Below are 20,915 nucleotides of genomic sequence, written 5' to 3'. Positions count from 1 at the left end.
GACCTAGTACTTCCTCTCCAGCGGCGGGTAGCGCAACTCGCCCTGCTCGTTCTTGGTGACGACGACCGGCTTCCAGTCGAGGCGAATGTGGTCCTCGGGGTCGGCCGAGTGCGGGTCCCCCGACAGGTACGCCATCGTGTGCTGCATGTAGTTCTCGTCGTCGCGCTTCGGGTAGTCGTCGCGCATGTGGCCGCCTCGGCTCTCCTTGCGGTTGCGCGCCGTGTAGGTGAGCACCTCCGCGAGGTCGAGGAGGAAGCCGAGTTCGATCGCCTCGAGCAGGTCGGTGTTGTACCGCTTGCCGCGATCCTGCACGCCGACATTGAGGTACCGCTGGCGCAGACCGTGAATCACGCCGAGCACCTCGGTGAGCGACTCCTCGGTGCGGAACACCTGGGCGCCGCGGTCCATGGCCTCCTGCAGTTCGCGGCGGAGATCCGCGACGCGCTCAGTGCCGGTCCCGCTCCGGAACCCCTCCACCATCTCGCGCACCATCTTGGCCGGATCTTCGGGAAGCGGGACGAACTCGGCACGGTTCGCATAATCGGCCGCGTTGTTGCCCGAGCGCTTGCCGAACACGTTGATGTCGAGCAGCGAGTTGGTGCCGAGTCGGTTCGAGCCGTGCACCGAGACGCAGGCGCACTCGCCGGCGGCGTACAGGCCGGGAACGACCGTCGTGTTGTCGGAGAGGACCTCGGCGTCGTTGTTGGTCGGAATACCGCCCATGGCGTAGTGCGCGGTCGGGAAGACGGGCACCGGTTCGGTCACGGGGTCGACGCCCAGGTAGGTGCGCGCGAACTCCGTGATGTCGGGGAGCTTCGTCTCGAGCACCTCTGCACCGAGGTGGGTGCAGTCGAGGTACACGTAGTCCTTGTGCGGGCCGGCGCCGCGGCCGTCGAGCACTTCCTGCACCATCGACCGCGCCACGATGTCGCGCGGTGCGAGGTCCTTGATGGTGGGCGCGTAGCGCTCCATGAATCGTTCACCCGAGGCGTTGCGCAGGATCGCGCCTTCGCCGCGGGCACCCTCGGTGAGCAGGATCCCGAGGCCGGCGAGGCCCGTCGGGTGGAACTGGTAGAACTCCATGTCCTCGAGCGGCAGCCCCTGTCGCCACACGATTCCGACGCCGTCACCGGTCAGCGTGTGCGCGTTGGAGGTGGTCTTGAAGATCTTGCCGAAGCCGCCGGTGGCGAACACGATCGACTTCGCCTGGAAGACGTGGAGATCGCCGGTCGAGAGCTCGTACGCGACGACGCCCGAGGGCTTGCGCACCCCGTCGACCTCGGTCATCACGAGGTCGAGCACGTAGTACTCGTTGAAGAAGTTCACCCCGAGCTTCACGCAGTTCTGGAAGAGCGTCTGCAGGATCATGTGGCCCGTGCGGTCGGCCGCGTAGCAGGCGCGGCGCACCGCGGCCTTGCCGTGGTCGCGCGTGTGGCCGCCGAAGCGGCGCTGGTCGATCTTGCCCTCGGCAGTGCGGTTGAACGGAAGGCCCATGTTCTCGAGGTCGATGACCGCGTCGATGGCTTCCCGTGCCAGAATCTCAGCCGCGTCCTGGTCGACGAGGTAGTCGCCGCCCTTGACCGTGTCGAAGGTGTGCCACTCCCAGTTGTCCTCCTCGACGTTCGCGAGCGCCGCGGCCATTCCACCCTGCGCTGCTCCCGTGTGGGAGCGCGTCGGGTAGAGCTTCGTGATCACGGCGGTCTTGGCCTTGGGGCCCGCCTCGATCGCGGCTCGCATGCCCGCGCCACCGGCGCCGACGATGACGACGTCGAACTGATGATAGGTGACGCCGTCCTTGACGGTGACGTCTTCGCCCTGGTGGGTGTCTGTGGTCACGTGAATCCTATTCTTCGTTTCGAAATCCGTTGCAGCGCGCGGGGGTTACGGCGTCGGGCAGAACGACGCGACGAGCGCCGGGTCTGCGCCCGCGGGGCACGGGTCGAGCGTGTAGATCACGATGGTGCCGAGCAGGATGAGCAGTGCGGCCGACAGGAACAGCGCGACCTTGAACCCCTTCGCGAGGCGCGGGCGTACGACGTAATCGTTCACGATGGTGCGCATGCCGTTCGCGCCGTGGATGAGCGCCAGCCAGAGGAGCAGCGTGTCCCACACCTTCCAGAACGGCTGCGAGAGCTTGCCTCCGACGAAGCCGAAGTCGATGGCGTGCACGCCATCGCCGATCATGAGGTTCGAGAAGAGGTGGCCGAATACGAGCACGACGAGCAGAACGCCCGAAACGCGCATGTAGATCCAGCCCCACTTCTCCCAGTTGGTGCGCTTCTTCGCCGGCGTCTTGGCGCGCGGAGCGTCAATCGTCAAAGACATGTCTGTTCTCCTCGCGCTCAGTGTCCGAATACATTCATCAGGTGGCGGGGCAGGAAGCCCGCCATCGTGACCGCCCAGAGCCCCATGACGACCCAGAACATGGTGCGCTGGTACTTGGCGCCCTTGCTCCAGTAGTCGACGAGGATGATGCGAATGCCGTTGTACGCGTGGAAGACGATCGCTGCGACGAGCACGGCTTCGCCGAGTCCCATCACCGGCGTCTTGTACGTGCTCATGACGGCGTTGTACGCCTCCGGGCTGACTCGCACGAGGGCGGTGTCGAGCACGTGCACGAGCAGGAAGAAGAAGATGGAGACACCCGTGATGCGGTGCAGCACCCAGGACCACATTCCCTCGTTACCGCGGTAGAGGGTGCCACCGGGGCGAACCTTCTTCCTCGCCACGGGTGCGGCTGCTGCCGTTTGGGCTGACACAGGCTTCCTCCTTCGTCGGGCTTCGCCGAGTCGCACTCGGCGGCTGACATAGCCATCTCGCCACGCGCGGGTATCCCCGACACAAAGCATGGCTGAGAATCCACTGCGGAACCATTATGACACCTTTCGCGAGCGCTCCCGTACGGGCAGAACGACGGCGACGGTGCGGGTTTCATCAGATGATCGAGGGCCCGGGTGGGGCCGCGCACTAGGCTGAACGCATGACCGAGAGCCCAGCGCCCGCCCCAGCCATCGAACGTCTCACGTGCGTGATTCCCGCGGGCGGCGTAGGGTCTCGGCTCTGGCCGCTCTCGCGGGCCAACGCCCCGAAGTTCCTCCTCGATCTCACCGGATCGGGCGACTCGCTGCTCCGAGCGACGTGGGACCGACTCGCCCCGCTCGTGCCGGCCGAGCGCACCATGGTGGTGACCGGCATCTCGCATCGCGACTCGGTGGCCGAGCAGCTTCCCGACCTCCTCGCCGAGAACCTCGTGACGGAGAGTGAGCCGAAGGATTCGTCGGCGGCGATCGGTCTCGCCGCCGCAATCCTGGAGCTGCGCGATCCCGACGCGATCCTCGGTTCGTTCGCAGCGGATCATGTGATTCGCGGCGATGTGCTCTTCCAGCGCGCGGTGACCACCGCGGTGCAGGCGGCGGATCAGGGGTACATCGCGACGATCGGCATTCACCCGTCGCACGCCGCGACCGGCTTCGGCTACATCTCGACCGGAGACGCGCGCCGCGACCTCGCGCCGTTCGACGTGTACGACGTGACCGAGTTCGTCGAGAAGCCTGATGCCGCTCAGGCCGAGCGCTACCTCGCGGACGGCGGCTACCTCTGGAACGCGGGCATGTTCATCGCACGAGCCACCGTGCTGCTCGATCAGATGGCGCTGCAGCAGCCCGCCCTGGTGGCGTCGTTGCGGCAGATCGCCGCGGCCTGGGACACCGAGCGCGGCGCCGATGTGCGCGAGCGCCTGTGGCCGACGCTTCCGAAGATCGCGATCGATTACACCGTGGCGGAGCCGGCCGCGGCGGCGGGCAAGATGGTCTGCGTCGCCGCGCACTTCGAGTGGGACGACGTGGGAGATTTCGCGTCTGTGGCGAACCTGCTGACCCGAGGCCGGGGCAGCGACCTCGCTGTGCTCGGCGACGGTGCGCAGGTGCTCTCCGACGCATCGAGCGGCATCGTGGTCTCCGAGAGCAGCCGCCTCGTCGCGCTCGTCGGGGTCGAGGACGTCGTCGTCGTGGATACAGCCGATGTGCTGCTCGTGACGTCGAAGAGTCGGGCGCAGGACGTGAAGAACCTCGTCAGCCGCATGAAGGTGACGGGCGGGGGGCACCTGCTCTGAACGGCGGCGCCCGTGGCGCCTCCTCCTACGGCGCCGCGACCAGCGAGAACGGATAGCGCTGGGACGACAGCACGCGCACGTCCCCATCGGAGTGCTCGAGGCCGGCGAGCCCGCCCTCCGGGTCGGCCCCGGGGTACCGATCGCCGGTTTCGAAACCGGGGTCGTTCGACAGGACCACCCGGCCGTTCGCGTTCACGAGCGTGGCGCCCGGGTGCCCGTCGAAGACCGGTACCAGGGCGTCCTCCAACGACGACACGAGTACGTCGGCGCACACGACGCCCCAGAAATCCCCTCCCACGAGCAGCGGAACGGCCGAGGTGATGGTCACCTCGTTCGAGCAGAGGTAATCCACGAACGGCCCCGCGACATGCCGGTCACCCGTCGCCTCGGGTACGCGATACCACTCGAGCCGCATGAGGTCGATGGCCGCCTGCCCCGGCCCGAAGGTGGATGATGCGAGCAAGGCGCGCTCGGGTCCCTGCCACCAGGCGAGCGGGTTCCCCTCGTTCACCAGCTCTTCACTGGCGCAGAATCCGGCCCCGTAGAGCGGGCGCCCCTCGGTGTCGAGCACCTCGTACGCTCCGGGCTTCACGATCGCAGCGAGGTGACCACCGGTCAGCGTGCCGCCTTCGTGCTCGCGGCGCAGCGCCGAGGCGAGCGTCGGCACCCAGCGATCGAGGGGGGCGAACACCCCGTCGAAGAAGTCATCGACGTGGCGCAGGGCCTCGTGGAGCGGGGCATCTGCGGGTTCAGGCGCGACGGTCACAGCACTCTCTTCCTCTTCTTCGAGGTCGCCGGAGAGTCACCCCTCCCGACGACGCGATTCCAGTGTGCCACGAAGATCGGCGTCGCGCGGTGCGGTGATCAATTCGCTGCGCAGGCTGACCAGCCAGCGCGTCGACGCCCGAACGGATTCGCGGACGGCGGATCGCGCGGCGTCGACATCACGAGCTCGTGTGGCGCGGATCTGCGCCATGAGCGCCTGCTGCGTCGCCATGCGGGCCCGTGCGTCCAGGTCCTGCAGCGCGAGCAGCGGCGTGAACTCCGTCTGCACGCGCACGTGCTCCTTCGTGAGCCGCACCGACTGACTCAGTGCTGCGAGTTCCAACTGGATCTCCGTGACACGTCGACGCCAGGCGGCCCGATCGAGATCGCGCGCCCGTTCGATGACCGACGCCACGATGTCGATCTCTCCCGGTGTTGCGCGCTGGCACGCGTACTCCGCGCAGGCGCAGCAGATCGCCTCGTAGTGCACGCCGAGGTCGGCGAGTGCGACGCGCGGCATCGCCCGCAGCGCCCGCGCGTTGACCTCCTCGACCGAGCCGTGACTCGAACGCACGAAGCTCCCCCCGTTGCGACCGCGTCTGGTCTCGATGAGACCGCGATGCCGCAGTCCCCCGAGCGCCTCGCGCACGGTCACGACGGCCACCCCGAGCAACGACGAGAGCTCCGTCTCGCTCGGCAGCCGCTCCCCCTCGGTGAACGCTCCCACCGAGATCGCCTGGACGATCCTCGATTCGACGAGTTCGATGCGCCCTTCATCGCCGATGGGAGCGAGCGCGGCGGTGCGAAGACGACTCGGGGGCGCGATCGGCATCTGTGCGCTCACCGTCATCCTCCGATTCTCACCAACGTACCGAGTGTGTCACGACTGAACTGAGTTTTTGCCGCCACCGCCGCGTGATCAAACCGTGACCATTCGATTCTCCGGAGTTCTTAAACCTATAAACCCATATGTTATGGTTCTTCCATCGGGCCGACAACGACGTTGAGGAGCATCCGCATGACACACCCCACCCCCACCCCGGTAGAGCAGGGGGAGATCGCCGTCTCGGTGAGAGGCGTTCGTAAGCAGTTCGGCGACCTCGTCGCCGTCAACGACCTCGACATCGAGATCGGCGCGGGCGAGTTTTTCTCGATGCTCGGTCCGTCGGGTTCGGGAAAGACGACCGTGCTGCGCATGATCGCCGGATTCGAGGAGCCCACCGAAGGCTCGATCCTGCTGCACGGCGTCGACGTGACGAAATCGGCACCGTTCGACCGCGATGTCAACACGGTGTTCCAGGATTACGCCCTCTTCCCGCATCTCACGATCGCGGAGAACGTCGCCTACGGTCTCAAAGTACGCGGGGTCTCCGCGGCCGAGCGCCGTCGGCTCGTCGCCGAGGCGCTCGAACAGGTGCAGCTCGCACATGTCGCCGAACGCTCCCCCGCCCAGCTCTCGGGCGGTCAACGTCAGCGCATCGCGCTCGCGCGGGCGCTGATCCTGCGACCGAAGGTGCTCCTCCTCGATGAGCCGCTGGGCGCACTCGACAAGCAGCTCCGCGAGCAGATGCAGTTCGAGCTCAAGCAGATTCAGCGGGACGTGGGCATCACATTCGTGTTCGTCACGCACGATCAGGAGGAAGCGCTCACGCTGTCGGATCGCGTCGCCGTGTTCAACAACGGCAAGATCGAGCAGGTCGGCAGCCCGCGCGAGGTCTACGAATTCCCGCGCACCGAGTTCGTCGCCAGGTTCCTCGGGGTCACGAACCTGCTCACCGACGCGACCGCGCAGCGCATCCTCGGCGCCGGTGCTCCGCACAGCGTGCGACCGGAACGCGTGCGGCTCGTCGACCCGACCTCACCGCTCGACCCCGCCGACATCGCACTCGCAGGCACGATTGTGGAGACCGTCTACGCCGGCGCGCACACGCGCTACCTGGTCGAGACCGACGGCGGCACTCGCTTCATCTCCGAGACGCAGAACACGCATACCCCGCGCACCAGTCCGAGCATCTCGCGCGGCGACGCCGTGAGCCTCCGCTTCGCCCGTGATCACGCGGTCGGAGTGCCCGGCGCATAGCCCGGGCCCCGCCACACCGAACCACCGAACCACCCGCACCACCCAATCGCCTACGAAGGAGTAACGATGCACAAGAAACTCGCCATCCCCGCGGCGCTCGTCGCAGCTGCCGGGCTCGCCCTCTCGGGGTGCTCGAGCACCGGCGGCGAAACCGCGCCGGGAGAGATCTCGATCGACGTCCCCGACCTTCCCGCAGTCGAGTCGCTCGGCGACATGGAGTCCGAGGTCAATATCGTCGCCTGGTCGGGCTTCGTCGAACCCGCGTGGGCCGATCAGTTCACAGCGGATACCGGATGCAAGGTCAATCGCAAGGTCGCCGCGACGAGCGACGAGATGGTGCAGCTGATGCGCACCGGCGAGTACGACCTCGTCTCCGCCTCCGGCGACGCGAGCCTGCGACTCATCGTCGACGGCAACGTCCAGCCGCTCAACACCGAGCTGATCCCGAACTTCGGCGACGACATCGTCGAAGGCATGAAGGGTCAGCTGTACGACACCCTGAACGGCAACGTCTACGGCATCCCGATCGGCCGGGGCGCGAACATCCTCGAGTACAACTCCGAGGTCGTCACCGAAGAGCCGACGAGTTGGGATGTCGTGTGGGAGGAGGACAGCCCGTACGCAGGCAACATCGCAGCCTACGACAGCCCCATCTACATCGCCGACGCGGCGATCTACCTCATGGCGACCCAGCCCGATCTCGGCATCGAGAACCCGTACGCCCTCGATGAGGAACAGCTGGCGGCGGCGGTCGAGCTGCTGCAGCAGCAGAACGGAATGGTCTCCGAGTACTGGTCGCCCGCCACCAACGTCACCTCATTCACCGGCGGCAACTCGGTGGTGGGCACGTCCTGGGAGGTGCTGCGCAAGGCGACGCAGGACGAGAAGTTCAAGAGCGTGCTGCCGGAGGAGGGCTCGACCGGATGGTCGGACGCGTGGATGCTCGCGGCCGAATCCGAGCACCCGAACTGCGCCTACGCCTGGATGGACTACACGAGCAGCCCCGAGGTCAACGGCCAGATCGCGATGAACTTCGGCATGGCGCCCGCCAACGCCGCATTCTGCGAGACCAGCGACGAGGCCCGAGAGCACTGCGACTACTACAACGCGACCGATGAGGAGTACTTCGAGCAGGTGTGGTTCTGGACCACCCCCATCGACCAGTGCCTCGACGGCCGCACCGACGTGCAGTGCACCAACTACCAGGACTGGACCAGCGCCTGGGCCACTGTGAAGGGCTGAACGCCCGCCGTCGGGTGGCCGGGTCCCACCACCCGGTCACCCGACCCCACTCCCTCGAACCACCACGATCCGTCAGTGAGGAACCATCGTGTCGAACCAGCCGACCCTAGAGCGCCGCACCAAACCGGTCTCGACCGCGCTCTACCGCCACCCGCGCGGCCGCCTCGCGTCGCTCCTGACGCTGCCGATGGCGTGGTTGCTCGGCGTCTACATCCTGTCGCTCGTGCTGCTGCTGCTCACCGCCTTCTGGACGACCGATCCGTTCACCTCGCGCGTCAAACCCGGCTTCACATTCGAGAACTTCGAGCAGCTCGTGACGGTCCCCGCCTACCTCGCGACCGCGCTGCGCACGCTCGGCATCGCCCTCGCCGTCACCGCGATCTGCGCGGCCGTGGCGATTCCCCTGGCAGTATTCATGGCCAAAGTCGCCGGGCCGCGACTCCGTGCGGTGCTCGCGGTGCTCGTCACGCTGCCGCTCTGGGCGGGCTATCTCGTCAAGATCATCGCGATGCGCCTCGTCTGGACGGATGAGGGCTTCTTCAACTGGGCGCTCTCCCCGTTCGGGATCACCGGCCCGGGTTTCGGCACGCTCACCGTCATCCTGACGCTCGTCTACCTCTGGTTCCCCTACATGGCGATTCCGGTGTACGCCGCCGTATCGCAGATCCCGACGAACCTCTTCGATGCCTCGTCCGACCTCGGCGCGAGCGGAGCTCGCACGATCCGCACCGTCGTCGCGCCCCTGCTGCTGCCGGCGCTGATCGCCGGGTCGATCTTCACCTTCTCGCTCAGCCTGGGGGATTACATCGCCGCCATGTACGTCGGCGGGTCGACGCAGATGATCGGCAGCATCATCGCGCAGAACATCAACCTGAATCCGCCGCTCGCGGCCGCATTCTCCTTCGTGCCGATCGTGCTCGTCATCATCTACCTCAGCGCCGTGCGCCGCACCGGTGCCCTCGACAACCTCTGATCCGAGATCCGCAGGAGACCGCCATGCTACGTCTGAACCGCACCACGCGCGTCGCGCTCGCCATCATCACGGTGATCGCGCTCGGATTCATGTACATCCCGCTGTTCGTCATCGTGATGAACTCGTTCAACTCGGGCCGCGTCTCGGGCTGGCCGATCCCCGGCTTCTCCCTGGAGTGGTGGGGCAAGGCGCTCACGAACCCGGCCGTGCACGCCGCACTCCTGAACTCCGTGATCGTCGCGTCCGTCGCGACGGCGTTCGCCCTGCTGCTCGGCACCCTCGCCGCCTTCGCGCTGCAGCGCTTCCGGTTCTTCGGCAAGCAGACCGTCAACCTGCTCATCGTGCTGCCGATCACGCTCCCCGGCATCGTCACCGGTGTCGCGCTCTCGAACACGTACTTCCAGGTGCTGAAGCCGATGGGCATCAATGTCGGCTACTGGGGCATGATCATCGCCCACGCCACCTTCTGCGTGGTCATGGTGTTCAACAACGTGATCGCCCGGTTGCGACGGATGCACCCGAATCTCGACGAGGCGTCGATGGATCTCGGCGCCGGCATCGGCCAGACGTTCCGTCTCGTGACCTTCCCCCAGTTCCGCAGCGCGTTCATCGCCGGCGGGCTGCTCGCCTTCGCGCTGTCCTTCGACGAGATCGTCGTGACGATCTTCACCGCGCCCCCCGGAGTCGAGACGCTCCCGCTTTGGATCATGAACCAGATGGCTCGCCCCAACGAGGTGAATCAGGTGAACGTCGTGGCAACCGTGATGATCCTGCTCTCGCTGATCCCGGTGTACATCTCGCAGAAGGTGTCGGCGGTCACCGACGCGAAGTAGGCGCTGGCGGATGCCCCGCCTGACCCTACAGGCGGTCGCGGTGCGTGTCGCGCAGCTCCTCCACCGCACGTTCGAGCGCCGGGTCGTCGCCGCGGGCGAGCGCCGCGTACTGCAGCACGAGGCCGTCCTCGGTCGGAACAGCCTTCACCCACATGCGTCGGCGCGCGACGAACAACGACCACACCAGTCCGCCGAGCGCGAGCAGCGCGAAGACGAGCACGAAGGTCTGCGCCGGGTTGCGCATCACGTCGAACGACGCGTATCGCGGTACGTCGTCGAGCGTGATCGTCCCCATCCCGTTCGGCAGTTCGGCCGTCTCGCCCGGAACCAGCTCGATCGACTCGGTATCGACGGCGCGACCCGTGAGCTGCTCCATCTTCGAGGTGTCGAGCGAGTACACCGAGCGCGGCACGCCGTCATCGATGCCGAGGTCGCCGACGAAGACGTCGAGCGTGAGCACCGGGTTCTCGAGGTCGGGGTAGTTGGAGGTGTAGGCACCCGTATCGAGATCGGCCTTGGTCGGGTAGAAGAAGCCGCGCAGCCCGACCTGCACCTGTTCGCCCTCGCTGTCCGTGACGCCGTACGGCACCTTCACGACGCCGAGCGAGGTCATGGTCATGTTGTCCTGCGGAATGAACGGCATCGCCTCGCTGTAGACGACGGTCCCCTCCGCGTTCTCGACGGTGATGCGGGGCGCGTATCCGTTCGCGATCAGGTAGATCGGCGAGCCGTGCACGCGCAACGGATGGTTCACCTGGATCGTCTCATCGCTGACGGTGCCGTCTTCGGGATCGATCAGTTCGAGATTCGCCGTGTAATCGCGCACCTGCCCGATCGCGGCCGTATTGCCGTCGTCGGGAGTGACGTAGGTGACGTCGAGCGACTCGAGCTTCAGCCCGAACGGATCGAGGCTCGTGGAGTCGAACGCGCGCCCCGTGTTCACCGTGTCGTAGTCGATGAGCTGGTTCACCATCGTCTCGCCCTCGACGAGCACCTTCTGCCCGTTGAACGTGAAGACGCCGCCGACGCCCACGCTGATGAGTACGCCCAGCAGCGAGATGTGGAAGAGCAGGTTGCCGGTCTCGCGCAGATACCCGCGCTCAGCCGAAACCGATACGGTCTCCACGCCGCGGCGGGACACCCGCTGGATCTCCGTGCGATACCGCAGCTTCTTCAGGACGCGAGCGGCCTCCTCGACGGCGCGCTCGGCGAAGGCCGCGCGATCCTCGTCGCTCGCCTCGGGGTTCCTCAGCCGCACCTCCGAGAAGCCGGCCATGCGCTCGAGACGCGCCGGAGTCCGCGGCGGGCGGCCGCGCCACGCCTTCCAGTGGTGCGCGATGCGCGGGATCACGCACCCGATCAGCGAGATGAACAGCAGCAGATAGATCGCGGAGAACCAGACGGAGCCGTAGACGTCGAACGCCTGGATCGGGAACGCATCGAGGATGGGGAAGAGCGTCGGATGATCGGCCTCGTACTGGACCACGCCGTTCGGATCCGCGCTGCGCTGCGGAACGAGGGACCCGGGGATCGCCGCGACCGCGAGCAGCAGCAGCAGCACGAGCGCGACGCGCATGCTCGTGAGCTGACGCCAGAACCAGCGCAGCCAGCCGGCCAGACCGAGCTCCGGCGATTCCGCACGGACCGCGCCGCCCGCGCCGGTTCCATCATCGTAATCAGAGGGGCGTGACATAACCGCCGATCACCGCCTGCAGTGCATACATCATCTTGCTCCAGAGACCGGTCACCATCAGGAGACCGATGAGGATCAGCAGCCCGCCGCCGATCAGGTTCACGACACGGATATGCCGTTTGAAGAAGGTCATCGTCTGCGTCATCCATCCGAAGCCGAACGCGGCGAGGATGAACGGGAGGCCGAGCCCGAGGCAGTACGCGAGCGCCAGTACCACGGCCCGTGGCAGTGATCCAGCTTGCGCGCTGAGCGTCATCACGACGCCCAAGGTCGGCCCCATGCAGGGCGCCCAGCCGATCGCGAACACAATCCCGAGCAGTGGAGCACCCGCGAGCCCGACGGTCGGTTTGAACTTCAACCGGGTCGTCCGTTGCAGCTTCGTAAAGGCACCCATGAAGATGAGGCCCATCAGGATGATCACGAGACCCATGATGCGCAGGATGAGGTCCTGCCACTCCCAGAGCCAGACCCCGAGTCCGCCGACCAGAATATTCAGCAGAAGAAATACGACAGTGAACCCTGCGATGAACAGCACGGATCCGAGGAGCATCCGACTTCGTTCGCCCCTTGCAGCCTGTCGGGGACTGGCCCCCGCACTGCTCGATCGGCCTGCGATTCCGCCGACGTACGCGAGGTACCCCGGCACGAGCGGCAGCACGCACGGGGAGAGGAAGGAGAGGAGCCCTGCGGCGAGCGCGATGAGCGAGGCGACGAGCAGTTGCCCGTCCGCGACGATGTCTGTTAGCTCCACCGCTACTGCTCGCCGGCGGGAGCGCTCGATTCGGCCAGCGTCTCGTCGATGAGCGTGTCGAGCTGGGAGGCGCTCGCGAGCTGCCCGAGCACGCGGTGCGCGACGCGCCCCTCGCGATCCAGCACCAGCGTCGTCGGAACCGCATTCAGGGGCACCTGGCCCGCGAAGGCGCGCTGCACCGCCCGGCCGCCGGCGTTATCCATGATCGAGGGGTACTCGATGTCGAACTCCTGCGAGAACTGCTGCGCCTGCGCGACCTGGTCGCGCGTGTTGACGCCCACGAACTGCACGCCCTGACCCGAGTACTCGTCGTAGGCCGCGACGAGATCCGGCGCCTCGACCCGGCACGGTGCGCACCCGGCGTACCAGAAGTTCACGACCGTCACGTCCCCCGCGGTGTCCTCCGACCCGAAGGTGGCGCCGCTCTCGTCGACCCCGGAGAACTCGACCGGCTCGGTGCGATCCGCCACCGGGATGCTCAACGAGGTGCCGTCGCCCGAGACGTAACCCTTGTCGCTCCCCTCCTGGTACTGCGACGCGAGGTCTGCGCCTTCGCCGCTGCACCCGGCCAGCAGGAGCGCCGCCGCGAGTGAGAGGGCAATGGAGGGTGCGGTGCGTCGCAGGCTCATACGGCTCCTACATCTACGGCGTCGTCGGTCAGGCCGGCGGCGGGAGTACGGTAGTCGACCTCGAACCAGCGCTCGCCGCGCCGCTCGAAGGTCGTGATGCTCGAGAGCTCGCAGCGTCGCGATGAGGGATTGTGGAACAGGGGCTTCCCGGTGATGTCGAGGTGCGCCATCCAGATGGGGGACTGATGCGACACCATCACGATGTCTCCGTCGCGAGTCGAGTCCCAGGCGTCGTTCATGGCCGAACGCACCCGATCGGCGATCTGGCGATACGGTTCGCCCCAGCTCGGGCGGAACGGATTCCAGTAGCGGTGCCAGTACCGCGGCTTCGAGAATGCACCGCCGGCGCCCGAGCTGACCAGGCCCTCGAAGGAATTGGTCGGCTCGATGATGCGCTCTTCCGTCGCGATCTCGAGGCTGAGCGCACTCGCGATGGGGCGCGCCGACTGCTGCGCCCGTTCGAGCGGGGACGCGAGGAGCTTGGTGACGCAGCGATCGCTGCCCGCGAGTTCGAGCGCGGCGGCCTCGGCCATCTGGTGCCCGCGCTCAGACAGGCGGAATCCCGGAAGGCGCCCGTAGAGCACGCGATCCGGATTGTGCACCTCGCCATGGCGCACCAGATGCAGCAGTTTGTCGCTCACCCCTCCATTGTACGGAGGGGGTGTCTGGGAGTTCGGGGCCGCATCCGCCGTGCAGCACGATGCACCGCGACAGCTAGACTGTCGGGGTGACTGAGCGTGTATTGATCAAGGACCTGGCCGCCCGCGAAGACGGCACTGTGCGAGTCTCCGGATGGGTGGAGAAGGTACGCGACCAGCGGTACGTGCAGTTCGTCGTGCTGCGCGACGAGTCGGGTGCGGTGCAGCTCGTCAACGGCGGCGTGCTGCGCGAGCCGGATCCGGAGAACCCGCGCTCGGACGTGCTCGTGCCCCGCACCACCACGATCTCCGAGCTGACGCAGGGGTCGTTCGTCACCGTCACGGGTGAACTGCAGCACAACGAGCGCGTGAAGCTCGGCGGCGTCGAGGTGCAGATCGACGAGATCGAGGTCGTCGCAGCGTCGCTCCCCGACAACCCGGTCGCCGGCGACTCCAACATCGATGTGCGCCTCGACTGGCGCTTCCTCGACCTGCGCCGCCCCGAGCAGAATCTCGTGTTCCGGGTGCAGACCGCGTTCCTGCACGCGCTGCGCCAGGTGTGGGTGGATCGCGGCTTCATCGAGATCCAGACCCCGAAGCTCATGGCGAGCGCCTCCGAGTCGCGCGCCGAGCTCTTCGAGGTCGAGTACTTCGAGGGCAAGGCGTTTCTCGCCCAGAGCCCCCAGTTCTTCAAGCAGATGGCTCAGGCTGCGGGCTTCGGCGGCATCTTCGAGGTCGGCCCCGCCTTCCGCGCCGACCACTCGTTCACGTCGCGTCACGCCACCGAGTTCACGTCGATCGACACCGAGCTGAGCTGGATCGACTCCCCCGAAGACGTCATGGAGCTGCACGAGGAGCTGCTCGTCGCCGGGCTCACCGCCGTCAAGGAGCAGCTGGGCGCCGAGATCGAGAAGCTCTTCGGCGTCGAGATCGAGGTGCCGTCGCGCCCGTTCCCGCGCATCCCGCTCGCCGAGGCGAAGGAGATCGTCAAGGCCGAGGGCTACGAGGTGCCCCGCGCCGACGCCGACATGGACCCGGAGGGCGAGCGCCGCATCGCCGCGCACGTGAAGCAGAAGTACGGGCACGACTTCGTGTTCCTCACCGACTACGACGCGTCGATCCGCCCGTTCTACCACATGCGCAACGCGGAGAATCCGCAGCTCACGCAGAGCTACGACCTGATCTACCGGGGCACCGAGATCTCGACCGGTGCGCAGCGCGAGCACCGCATCGACGTGCTCGAGGCGCAGGCCGTCGAGAAGGGCATGGACCCGAAGGAGCTCGGGTTCTACCTCGACTTCTTCCGCTACGGCGTGCCGCCGCACGGCGGCTTCGGCATGGGGCTCAACCGCGTGCTCATGCTGATGCTGCAGCAGTCGTCGATCCGCGAGGTCACCTACCTCTTCCGCGGGCCGAACCGCCTGCTGCCGTAGGCACGGCCGCGCACCTCGACGGCGCCCTCCGCTTCGGCGGACGGGCGCCGTCTGCGCTCAACTTGCTCGCGAACTGTTCGTGCAACTCGTAGCCAAGCCGAGGAGTGCGATCGTCGCGTCCGCTGTCAGCCAGCTCGAGGTCCACCCCTCCGCGTTGACGAACCGGATCCCGACCGTCACACTGCCACCGAGCAGTCCACTCAACAGCCCGCCTTGCACGCCCGTCGTGTACCCGTTCGGAGTGCCGGTGGTGGTCACCATCGCGAGTTCTGCGCTGGTGGCAGGCCGCATCGCCCCATTGACCAGCCTTCCGTACTGTACGTTCGCAACGGTCATACCAGTCGCCTCTGCAGGTACACGCCAGTACATCGTTACTCGCGGCCCCAAACCGAGAATCGCGGACTCGGTGAGACACTGCGCAGTCGCTACTGGTCGTGCGAGGTTCGCCGTGAACGTCGCACGCCCGGAATCCCCGTCCGCCCAGCGCGCCTCGGTCTCCTGCGGCGGCTGCAGCAGCCCGGCCGCGATGACCCCGAGCGCGATCGTTCCGGCGGCGAGGCGGGTGCGGAGCCGGGTGCGATCGGCCGTTCCCTCTCGATCGCGGCGCCGGATCACACGGCGGTTCACGGCTCGCCCGCCGTCCGTCGCCGACGCGCGAGCGAGGCGACCCCAGCGGCCGACAACCCTGCAGCGACCGCGACGAGGCCGAGCGCCCACGCCGGCTCGGCACCGGTGGTCGGCAGCGGCGCAACCTCTCGCGGACCCGTCGAGACCGCATCACTGCCTCCGCTCGCATGCACGGTAAGTGCGACCATTCCCGCGGCCGGCTCGGGAATCATGGCCGTCACCATCAGCCAGCGCTCCTCTGCAGCGCGCATCGCGGTCAACGGCGTCGCCGGCGCTCCGATGTCGACGCGCTCCCAGCCCTCGAGCACGTCCTCCTCACCGGGGCAGACACCGCGATCCCAGGCGACGTTGCAGCTGCGGACCTGGAGGTTCAGCCCGAGGTCGCGCGATCCGGCCGCCTCGAGGGACACTTCGACGACTCCGGGGTCGGGCGCATCGACGCGCACTCCCACCTGCCAGGCGACCGGTTCGCCCGGAAGCAGGGTGCGCATCGCATCGGCGTCTTTGATCGAGGTGAGGGTGATGTGCTCGCCCTCGATCACGACCGGGTCATCCGGTGCGCGAACCATCGCTTCCGCTCCTGCCGGCGTCAGCAGGGACCCGGCGAGACCGATCGCGAGCGCAGTCACGGCGAGCACTGGTGCGCCCGTGCGATCCTCAGCCCGAGACACTCGCGATTCGCGCTCGTCTCCGGCACCGGCACCGGCACCGTGAGCTCCGCGGCGAGGCGCGCGCGGGCCCTTCCGCTGTCGCGGCCAGAACGCCCACGTCACCAGTACCGATGCCGAGAGCGTCAGCGCGCCGAGTACCCACGGGTTCGAGAACCACACCACGACCTTCGCGAGGTGCGGCACCGACAGCATGACGATGCGGGCCTCGGTGACGGTGTAGGGCAGCGGATCCTCGGCGTCGTTCGCGTCTCCGCGCATCGTGATCGTGCGGCTCTCGCCCTCGCCGTCGACGGACGTGACCCGGTGCGTCACGGGCAGCTCTCCGGGACGGTCCACGGTGAGCACATCGCCGACCTCGATCTGAGACGCCGGTATCTCGCGCACGACCGCGACCGACCCCGCGGGGATCGTCGGCGACATCGACCCGGTCTTGAACATGATCAACGAGATGCTGAAGAACGCCGACAGCACCACGAGCAGGATGCACACGAGGCCGCCGAGCGCCGCCATATTCAGCAGGGCGTTGCCGACCGCCCGACCTGTGCTCCCCCGCCCCATCGCTCCCCCGTTCACCCTCTGCCGTGACGCTCCGTCGTCACCCTGCGTCGTCACCCTGCGTCGCCCCGCCCGGTCATGAGGTCGACGTGCCGGTCACCGTCCACGTCGCGGTCGTGTTCATCCCCTGCGCAGCGTTCGAAGTGCCGGCCGGCAGGGTCACCGCGAAGCAGTAGGCGACCGGCGACGCCCCGCCTGCTGCGAGCGGGACCGAGCCGGCCCCCGGCACCGTGAGCGCGCTGCCGCTCGGGACGACGATGCTCGTCGAGGCCCCGAACGACGTCGCGTCGCACGTCTGGGCGGCCGGGATCACCCGAACTCCGTAGGTCAAGAACCCGGCGAGGCTCGTCGAAGACGTGGTCGTCGTCGACGGCGCACTCAGCGTCGCGGTGCCGGTTACATTCGTCGCATCGGTGGTGCGCACCAGGAACTTCGCATAGGTGACGGTTCCCGGCGACATCGCCGTCGGAGTGACCGAGAAACTAAGCGCAGCGGGAGCCGCTGCGGAGTTCTCCGCGTACGAGGCCCCGTTGTTCGCAGACCCCACGATGCCGAACGTGCTCGCGCTGAACCTCGCCCGAGCCGTCTCCGTGTCCGTCCATGCCGCGAGGGTCAGCGAACCGCCCACGCCGAGCACGAGCGAGCCCGCGAGCACTGCTCGGACCTTGGTGAACCAGTGCCCCCGCTCCCTGCCGTGCCTCCGAGCACCGACCGATCGGCTATTGCGGAACACGGCAGACCTACAGTGCGTCGCCCGAGACCGCCGCGAAGTTCCAGGTGATCTCTCCGGTCACGCCCTGCGGCAGGTCATCGCCGGCCGTCACGCGGAAGCAGACGTTCTGCACGTCGGCGAGGCTGTCGAGCGTGAACGTCGCCGCGTTCTCATCGGTGCCGGCGGCGTAGGCCGCCTCCGAGCATCCCAGCGTCCCGGTGAAGACGTAATCGGCGGTGACACCGACGAGTGCAGGATCGATCGCCTGCGCGATGGTGACCTCGGCGTCGTACGTCGAGTCGCGCTCCAGCTGCACCGCGAACGGCGCGTAGACGACGTCGTCCGGCGCAAGGTTCTCGGCGCCCACGGTGAAGGCCAGCTCTTCGGCTTCGGCCTCCGTGGGATGGTCGGCGAACGTCGTGCCGTCCGTCGAACCCTCGATGCCGAAGTTGCCGCTGCCGAAGATGCCGGTGGCCCACTCGTTATCGGTCCATGCCGCGAGCGTGATCGCCGCACCGACGCCGAGTACCAGGCCGCCCGCGAGGATCGCCCGCGCCTTCGTCCATCCCTGCTTTGAGCCCGTCGCTGTTTCTGCGCGCTCCGTAGTCATATTGCATACCCCCCTGATGCGGTTTCGCCAACCTTCCTATGACTAAACTATGGTGACAGGGTACGCCGGAAATGCTCAATTGGACAGAGTCCCGAATTCCGGGCGTGGGGGTTACAATGCTGCGGGCACTGCGAGGCGAGCGCCCGCAGCCCTCACCTCTTCCGCACGACGACGACCGAGTCGCTGAGCAGGTGAGGCGCGCCGTCCGGTCCGCGCCCTTCGCGTTCACGCACCTCTGCGACCTCGATACCCCACGCGTCGCCCGGGAGTTCCAGAGCCTCCAGTTCCGATTCCGGCGTCGGAAAATCCTCGCCGTGGTGGGGTGACCACTGCGGTGCAGCGGCATGCGCGATCAGCACGAGACGCCCGCCCGGGGCGACGCGCCCCGCCGCGGCTCGAAGAATGCGCTCGCGCGGCAGCTCCACGGGAGATTGGAAGAAGCTCGCCGTCACGAGATCGAAGGGCTCCGCACCTCCCTCGACCGCGGCAGGATCATCGCACCATTCGCCCAGGTCGGCGGTGATGAATCGTGCGCGTTCGAGCTCGCGTTCGAGCGCGACCGCTCTCGCGCGAGCCACCGCCGTAGTCGACAGATCGATACCCGTGGCGTCCCATCCGCGTTCTGCGAGCCAGTGCACGTCGCCGCCCTCACCGCTTCCGAGATCGAGTGACCGCCCGGGCGTCCACCCGCTCGCCACATCGGCGAGCGTACGATTCACGCGTCCCGTCCAGACGCGATACGAGGAGCCGTAGCGATCCTCCCAGGACGCGATCGGGTCGGTCAGGGCGGCGTTCTCCGCGCCCTGACCGCCGTGCTGATGCGCGTGCTGATGCCCGTGCTGATGCGCCCCCATTCAATTCACCCCCGCCGCGGCGAGCGCGTAGTCCTCTTCGACGAGCGCAGCGTTCGCAGCTGCGCCGGCCATATTGCCGGCTCCCATGACGAGCGGGACCGACGCCGCCGGGCTGACGACATTGCCGGCGGCCCAGATTCGCGGGTGGCTCGTGCGCTGCATCATGTCGACTGCGATGCAGGCGCCCATCGGCGTATCGTTGCGGTCGAGCGGAAGACCCGAGAGGAATGCATCCTGCGGCACCATCGCGAAGCCGGTGAACACCGCATCGATCGCGTACTCCTGCCCGTCCGCAGTGCGCACTCCCGTCACCTGCGCTCCCGTTCCGAGCACCTCGGCGACGGGGTCGGAGACGAGGCGCATGCCGCGCGCTCGCATCGCCCGCTCCGTACCCGCATCGAGCACGCTGAGCCCGTCCTCGCCGATGAGCCCGGCGGTGAAGACGGTCACGTCGTCGCTCCACTGCCGCAGCAGCTTGGCCTGGTGCAGGCCGATCGGGGAAGCGGTGACGACGGCGATGCGCCGATCCCGCACCTCCCAGCCGTGGCAGTAGGGGCAGTGCAGCACGCTCTGCCCCCAGCGCTCCGCGAGTCCGGGGATCTCCGGCAGCACATCCGTCACGCCGGTAGCAACGATCAGCGCTCGAGTCTCGAGCACCTCGCCCGAGTCGAGCTCGACGGAGAGCGAACCACCGGGAGCGGAAGGATCGGCGAGCGCAGGTGATTCGGCACTACCCGCGTTCTCGCTCACCGCCCGTACGCGTGCGGTGCGGATCTCGACGCCGTAGGCCTCCGCCTCCGCCCGTCCGCGTGCGAGCAGCTCGAGCGGCGGCGTGCCGTCCAGTCCGAGCACGTTGTGCATGTGCGACGCGAAGCGGTTGCGGGGCTCGCCCCCGTCGAGCACGAGCGTGCGCCGCAGCGAGCGTCCGAGCGCTTGCGCGGCGCTGAGGCCTGCCGCCCCGCCGCCGATCACGATGGCATCCCAGTTCATGTGTGTCATAGGACCAGCATCGAGTCCATGTGCAATAATTGCAATCTAGTTTGCAGAATTGGCAAGGAGACGCATGGATGAACTGCAACGGCTCGGCCCGCGACTGCGTGCCGCGCGACAGGACCGCGGATGGACGCTCGACGAACTCGCCGCGCGAGCGGGCATGTCGACGAGCACGCTCTCCCGTCTCGAATCGGGCAAGCGCCAAGCGAGCCTCGAGCTCCTGCTCCCCGTGACGCGACAGCTCGGCATTCGAGTCGATGACCTGCTCGATGCGCCGGATCGCGACCCCCGCGTGCACCGCACCGCGATCCGCCGCGACGGCATGACCATTGCACCACTGACGCGCGAGGCTTCTGAGGTGCGGGCGTTCAAGATCACGTACTATCCGGATGCGCCGGAGTGCGATCTGCAGGTGCACGAGGGGCACGAGTGGCTCTACGTGCTGTCGGGCGAACTGCGCCTCGCGCTCGCCGACCGCGAGCACGTGCTCGGGCGCGGCGAGGCGGCGGAGTTCGAGACCACAGTGCCGCACCGGATGACGGCCGAGGGCGGCCGCCCGTGCGAGGTCATCAGCATCTTCAACACCGTCGGCGAGCGCCTCCACCTGCACCGCACGTGATCCGCCGCCGCGCCCTGATCGCCTCCCCCCCCCTTCAGCGAATCGGGGTCGAAATACGGGCACGGGCAAGGGCCGCACCCCCCAGATATCGACCCCGATTCGGGTGGGGTGGGACCAGGTGGGGTG

22 protein-coding genes are annotated in these 20,915 nt (G+C 67.5%); 7 read left to right on the top strand and 15 right to left on the bottom strand.

Translation table 11 applies throughout. From position 1 onward, the window contains the following. Positions 1-3: 3 nt before the first annotated feature. Genes sdhA through sdhC form a run of 3 tightly spaced genes read right to left on the bottom strand, consistent with a single transcriptional unit; the run spans position 4 to position 2,759 of the window. Positions 4-1,836: a succinate dehydrogenase flavoprotein subunit gene (gene sdhA, locus PQI23_RS00415; protein WP_339970630.1), complete on the bottom strand. Its 1,833-nt coding sequence runs from the start codon at positions 1,834-1,836 to the stop codon at positions 4-6. A gap of 45 nt (positions 1,837-1,881) precedes the next feature. Beyond that, positions 1,882-2,325 (bottom strand): succinate dehydrogenase hydrophobic membrane anchor subunit, encoded by a 444-nt coding sequence (locus tag PQI23_RS00410; RefSeq protein ID WP_339970628.1) that lies wholly within the window; start codon positions 2,323-2,325, stop codon positions 1,882-1,884. A gap of 17 nt (positions 2,326-2,342) precedes the next feature. Further along, a complete protein-coding gene (sdhC, locus tag PQI23_RS00405) occupies positions 2,343-2,759 on the bottom strand; it encodes a succinate dehydrogenase, cytochrome b556 subunit (protein ID WP_336662772.1) in 417 nt (138 codons plus the stop codon). A 221-nt stretch (positions 2,760-2,980) separates the two neighbouring features. Between sdhC and PQI23_RS00400 the strand changes: the two genes are divergently transcribed. After that, a complete protein-coding gene (locus PQI23_RS00400; RefSeq protein ID WP_339970623.1) occupies positions 2,981-4,111 on the top strand; it encodes a mannose-1-phosphate guanylyltransferase in 1,131 nt (376 codons plus the stop codon). A gap of 25 nt (positions 4,112-4,136) precedes the next feature. On the opposite strand, the gene PQI23_RS00395 is transcribed toward PQI23_RS00400, so the two are convergent. Further along, positions 4,137-4,877 carry a PDC sensor domain-containing protein gene (locus PQI23_RS00395; protein WP_339970621.1) on the bottom strand — a complete coding sequence of 247 codons (741 nt, stop codon included), beginning with the start codon at positions 4,875-4,877 and terminating at the stop codon, positions 4,137-4,139. A gap of 36 nt (positions 4,878-4,913) precedes the next feature. Beyond that, positions 4,914-5,726 carry a FadR/GntR family transcriptional regulator gene (locus PQI23_RS00390; RefSeq protein ID WP_339970619.1) on the bottom strand — a complete coding sequence of 271 codons (813 nt, stop codon included), beginning with the start codon at positions 5,724-5,726 and terminating at the stop codon, positions 4,914-4,916. A gap of 168 nt (positions 5,727-5,894) precedes the next feature. On the opposite strand from PQI23_RS00390, the gene PQI23_RS00385 reads away from it, so the two are divergent. The 4 genes from PQI23_RS00385 (at position 5,895) to PQI23_RS00370 (ending at position 10,004) form a co-directional block, all read left to right on the top strand. Beyond that, a complete protein-coding gene (locus PQI23_RS00385; RefSeq protein WP_339970617.1) occupies positions 5,895-6,956 on the top strand; it encodes an ABC transporter ATP-binding protein in 1,062 nt (353 codons plus the stop codon). A 66-nt stretch (positions 6,957-7,022) separates the two neighbouring features. Then, positions 7,023-8,198: an extracellular solute-binding protein gene (locus tag PQI23_RS00380; protein WP_339970615.1), complete on the top strand. Its 1,176-nt coding sequence runs from the start codon at positions 7,023-7,025 to the stop codon at positions 8,196-8,198. Positions 8,199-8,286: 88 nt separating this feature from the next. Beyond that, positions 8,287-9,171, top strand: coding sequence for an ABC transporter permease (locus tag PQI23_RS00375; protein WP_339970613.1), 885 nt, complete (start codon positions 8,287-8,289; stop codon positions 9,169-9,171). 23 nt (positions 9,172-9,194) lie between these two features. Further along, the gene (locus PQI23_RS00370) at positions 9,195-10,004 is read left to right on the top strand and encodes an ABC transporter permease (RefSeq protein WP_339970611.1); all 810 of its coding nucleotides are present in this window, start codon (positions 9,195-9,197) and stop codon (positions 10,002-10,004) included. Positions 10,005-10,029: 25 nt separating this feature from the next. Here PQI23_RS00370 and resB read toward each other — a convergent pair whose 3' ends face one another. From resB to PQI23_RS00350, 4 genes are read right to left on the bottom strand one after another with little or no spacing between them, the layout of a single operon-like run. Then, on the bottom strand, positions 10,030-11,697 hold the full coding sequence (resB, locus tag PQI23_RS00365; protein ID WP_339970609.1) for a cytochrome c biogenesis protein ResB: 1,668 nt from the start codon (positions 11,695-11,697) through the stop codon (positions 10,030-10,032). Then, a complete protein-coding gene (locus PQI23_RS00360) occupies positions 11,681-12,448 on the bottom strand; it encodes a cytochrome c biogenesis CcdA family protein (protein ID WP_339970607.1) in 768 nt (255 codons plus the stop codon). Before PQI23_RS00360 ends, resB begins: the two co-directional genes overlap by 17 nt. Positions 12,449-12,450: 2 nt before the next feature. Further along, positions 12,451-13,077, bottom strand: coding sequence for a TlpA family protein disulfide reductase (locus tag PQI23_RS00355; protein ID WP_339970605.1), 627 nt, complete (start codon positions 13,075-13,077; stop codon positions 12,451-12,453). Further along, entirely contained in the window at positions 13,074-13,718 is a 645-nt protein-coding gene (locus PQI23_RS00350; RefSeq protein WP_339970603.1) for a histidine phosphatase family protein, read from the bottom strand. Before PQI23_RS00350 ends, PQI23_RS00355 begins: the two co-directional genes overlap by 4 nt. 86 nt (positions 13,719-13,804) lie before the next feature. Here PQI23_RS00350 and aspS point away from each other — a divergent pair, with 86 nt between their 5' ends. Continuing rightward, positions 13,805-15,148 carry an aspartate--tRNA(Asn) ligase gene (gene aspS / locus PQI23_RS00345; protein ID WP_339970601.1) on the top strand — a complete coding sequence of 448 codons (1,344 nt, stop codon included), beginning with the start codon at positions 13,805-13,807 and terminating at the stop codon, positions 15,146-15,148. 57 nt (positions 15,149-15,205) lie between these two features. On the opposite strand, the gene PQI23_RS00340 is transcribed toward aspS, so the two are convergent. The 6 genes from PQI23_RS00340 to PQI23_RS00315 form a co-directional block, all read right to left on the bottom strand. Next, positions 15,206-15,775 carry a hypothetical protein gene (locus tag PQI23_RS00340; protein WP_339970599.1) on the bottom strand — a complete coding sequence of 190 codons (570 nt, stop codon included), beginning with the start codon at positions 15,773-15,775 and terminating at the stop codon, positions 15,206-15,208. Further along, positions 15,772-17,058: a signal peptidase I gene (locus tag PQI23_RS00335; RefSeq protein WP_339970597.1), complete on the bottom strand. Its 1,287-nt coding sequence runs from the start codon at positions 17,056-17,058 to the stop codon at positions 15,772-15,774. Before PQI23_RS00335 ends, PQI23_RS00340 begins: the two co-directional genes overlap by 4 nt. A 19-nt stretch (positions 17,059-17,077) precedes the next feature. Beyond that, on the bottom strand, positions 17,078-17,734 hold the full coding sequence (locus PQI23_RS00330) for a SipW-dependent-type signal peptide-containing protein (protein WP_339970595.1): 657 nt from the start codon (positions 17,732-17,734) through the stop codon (positions 17,078-17,080). Between the two features lie 7 nt (positions 17,735-17,741). Continuing rightward, positions 17,742-18,323, bottom strand: coding sequence for a SipW-dependent-type signal peptide-containing protein (locus PQI23_RS00325; protein WP_339970593.1), 582 nt, complete (start codon positions 18,321-18,323; stop codon positions 17,742-17,744). Between the two features lie 152 nt (positions 18,324-18,475). Beyond that, positions 18,476-19,177 (bottom strand): class I SAM-dependent methyltransferase, encoded by a 702-nt coding sequence (locus PQI23_RS00320; protein ID WP_339970591.1) that lies wholly within the window; start codon positions 19,175-19,177, stop codon positions 18,476-18,478. Further along, positions 19,178-20,176 (bottom strand): NAD(P)/FAD-dependent oxidoreductase, encoded by a 999-nt coding sequence (locus PQI23_RS00315; protein WP_339970590.1) that lies wholly within the window; start codon positions 20,174-20,176, stop codon positions 19,178-19,180. It abuts the gene before it with no gap. 64 nt (positions 20,177-20,240) lie between these two features. Between PQI23_RS00315 and PQI23_RS00310 the strand changes: the two genes are divergently transcribed. Then, positions 20,241-20,789: a helix-turn-helix domain-containing protein gene (locus PQI23_RS00310; RefSeq protein WP_339970588.1), complete on the top strand. Its 549-nt coding sequence runs from the start codon at positions 20,241-20,243 to the stop codon at positions 20,787-20,789. Positions 20,790-20,915 lie beyond the last annotated feature (126 nt).

Origin of the sequence: Leucobacter sp. USCH14 (assembly GCF_037619215.1) — a bacterium.
Classification (GTDB): domain Bacteria; phylum Actinomycetota; class Actinomycetes; order Actinomycetales; family Microbacteriaceae; genus Leucobacter.
Note: the sequence above shows the minus strand (reverse complement) of the source record. Positions and strands in the feature narration are given on the sequence as shown.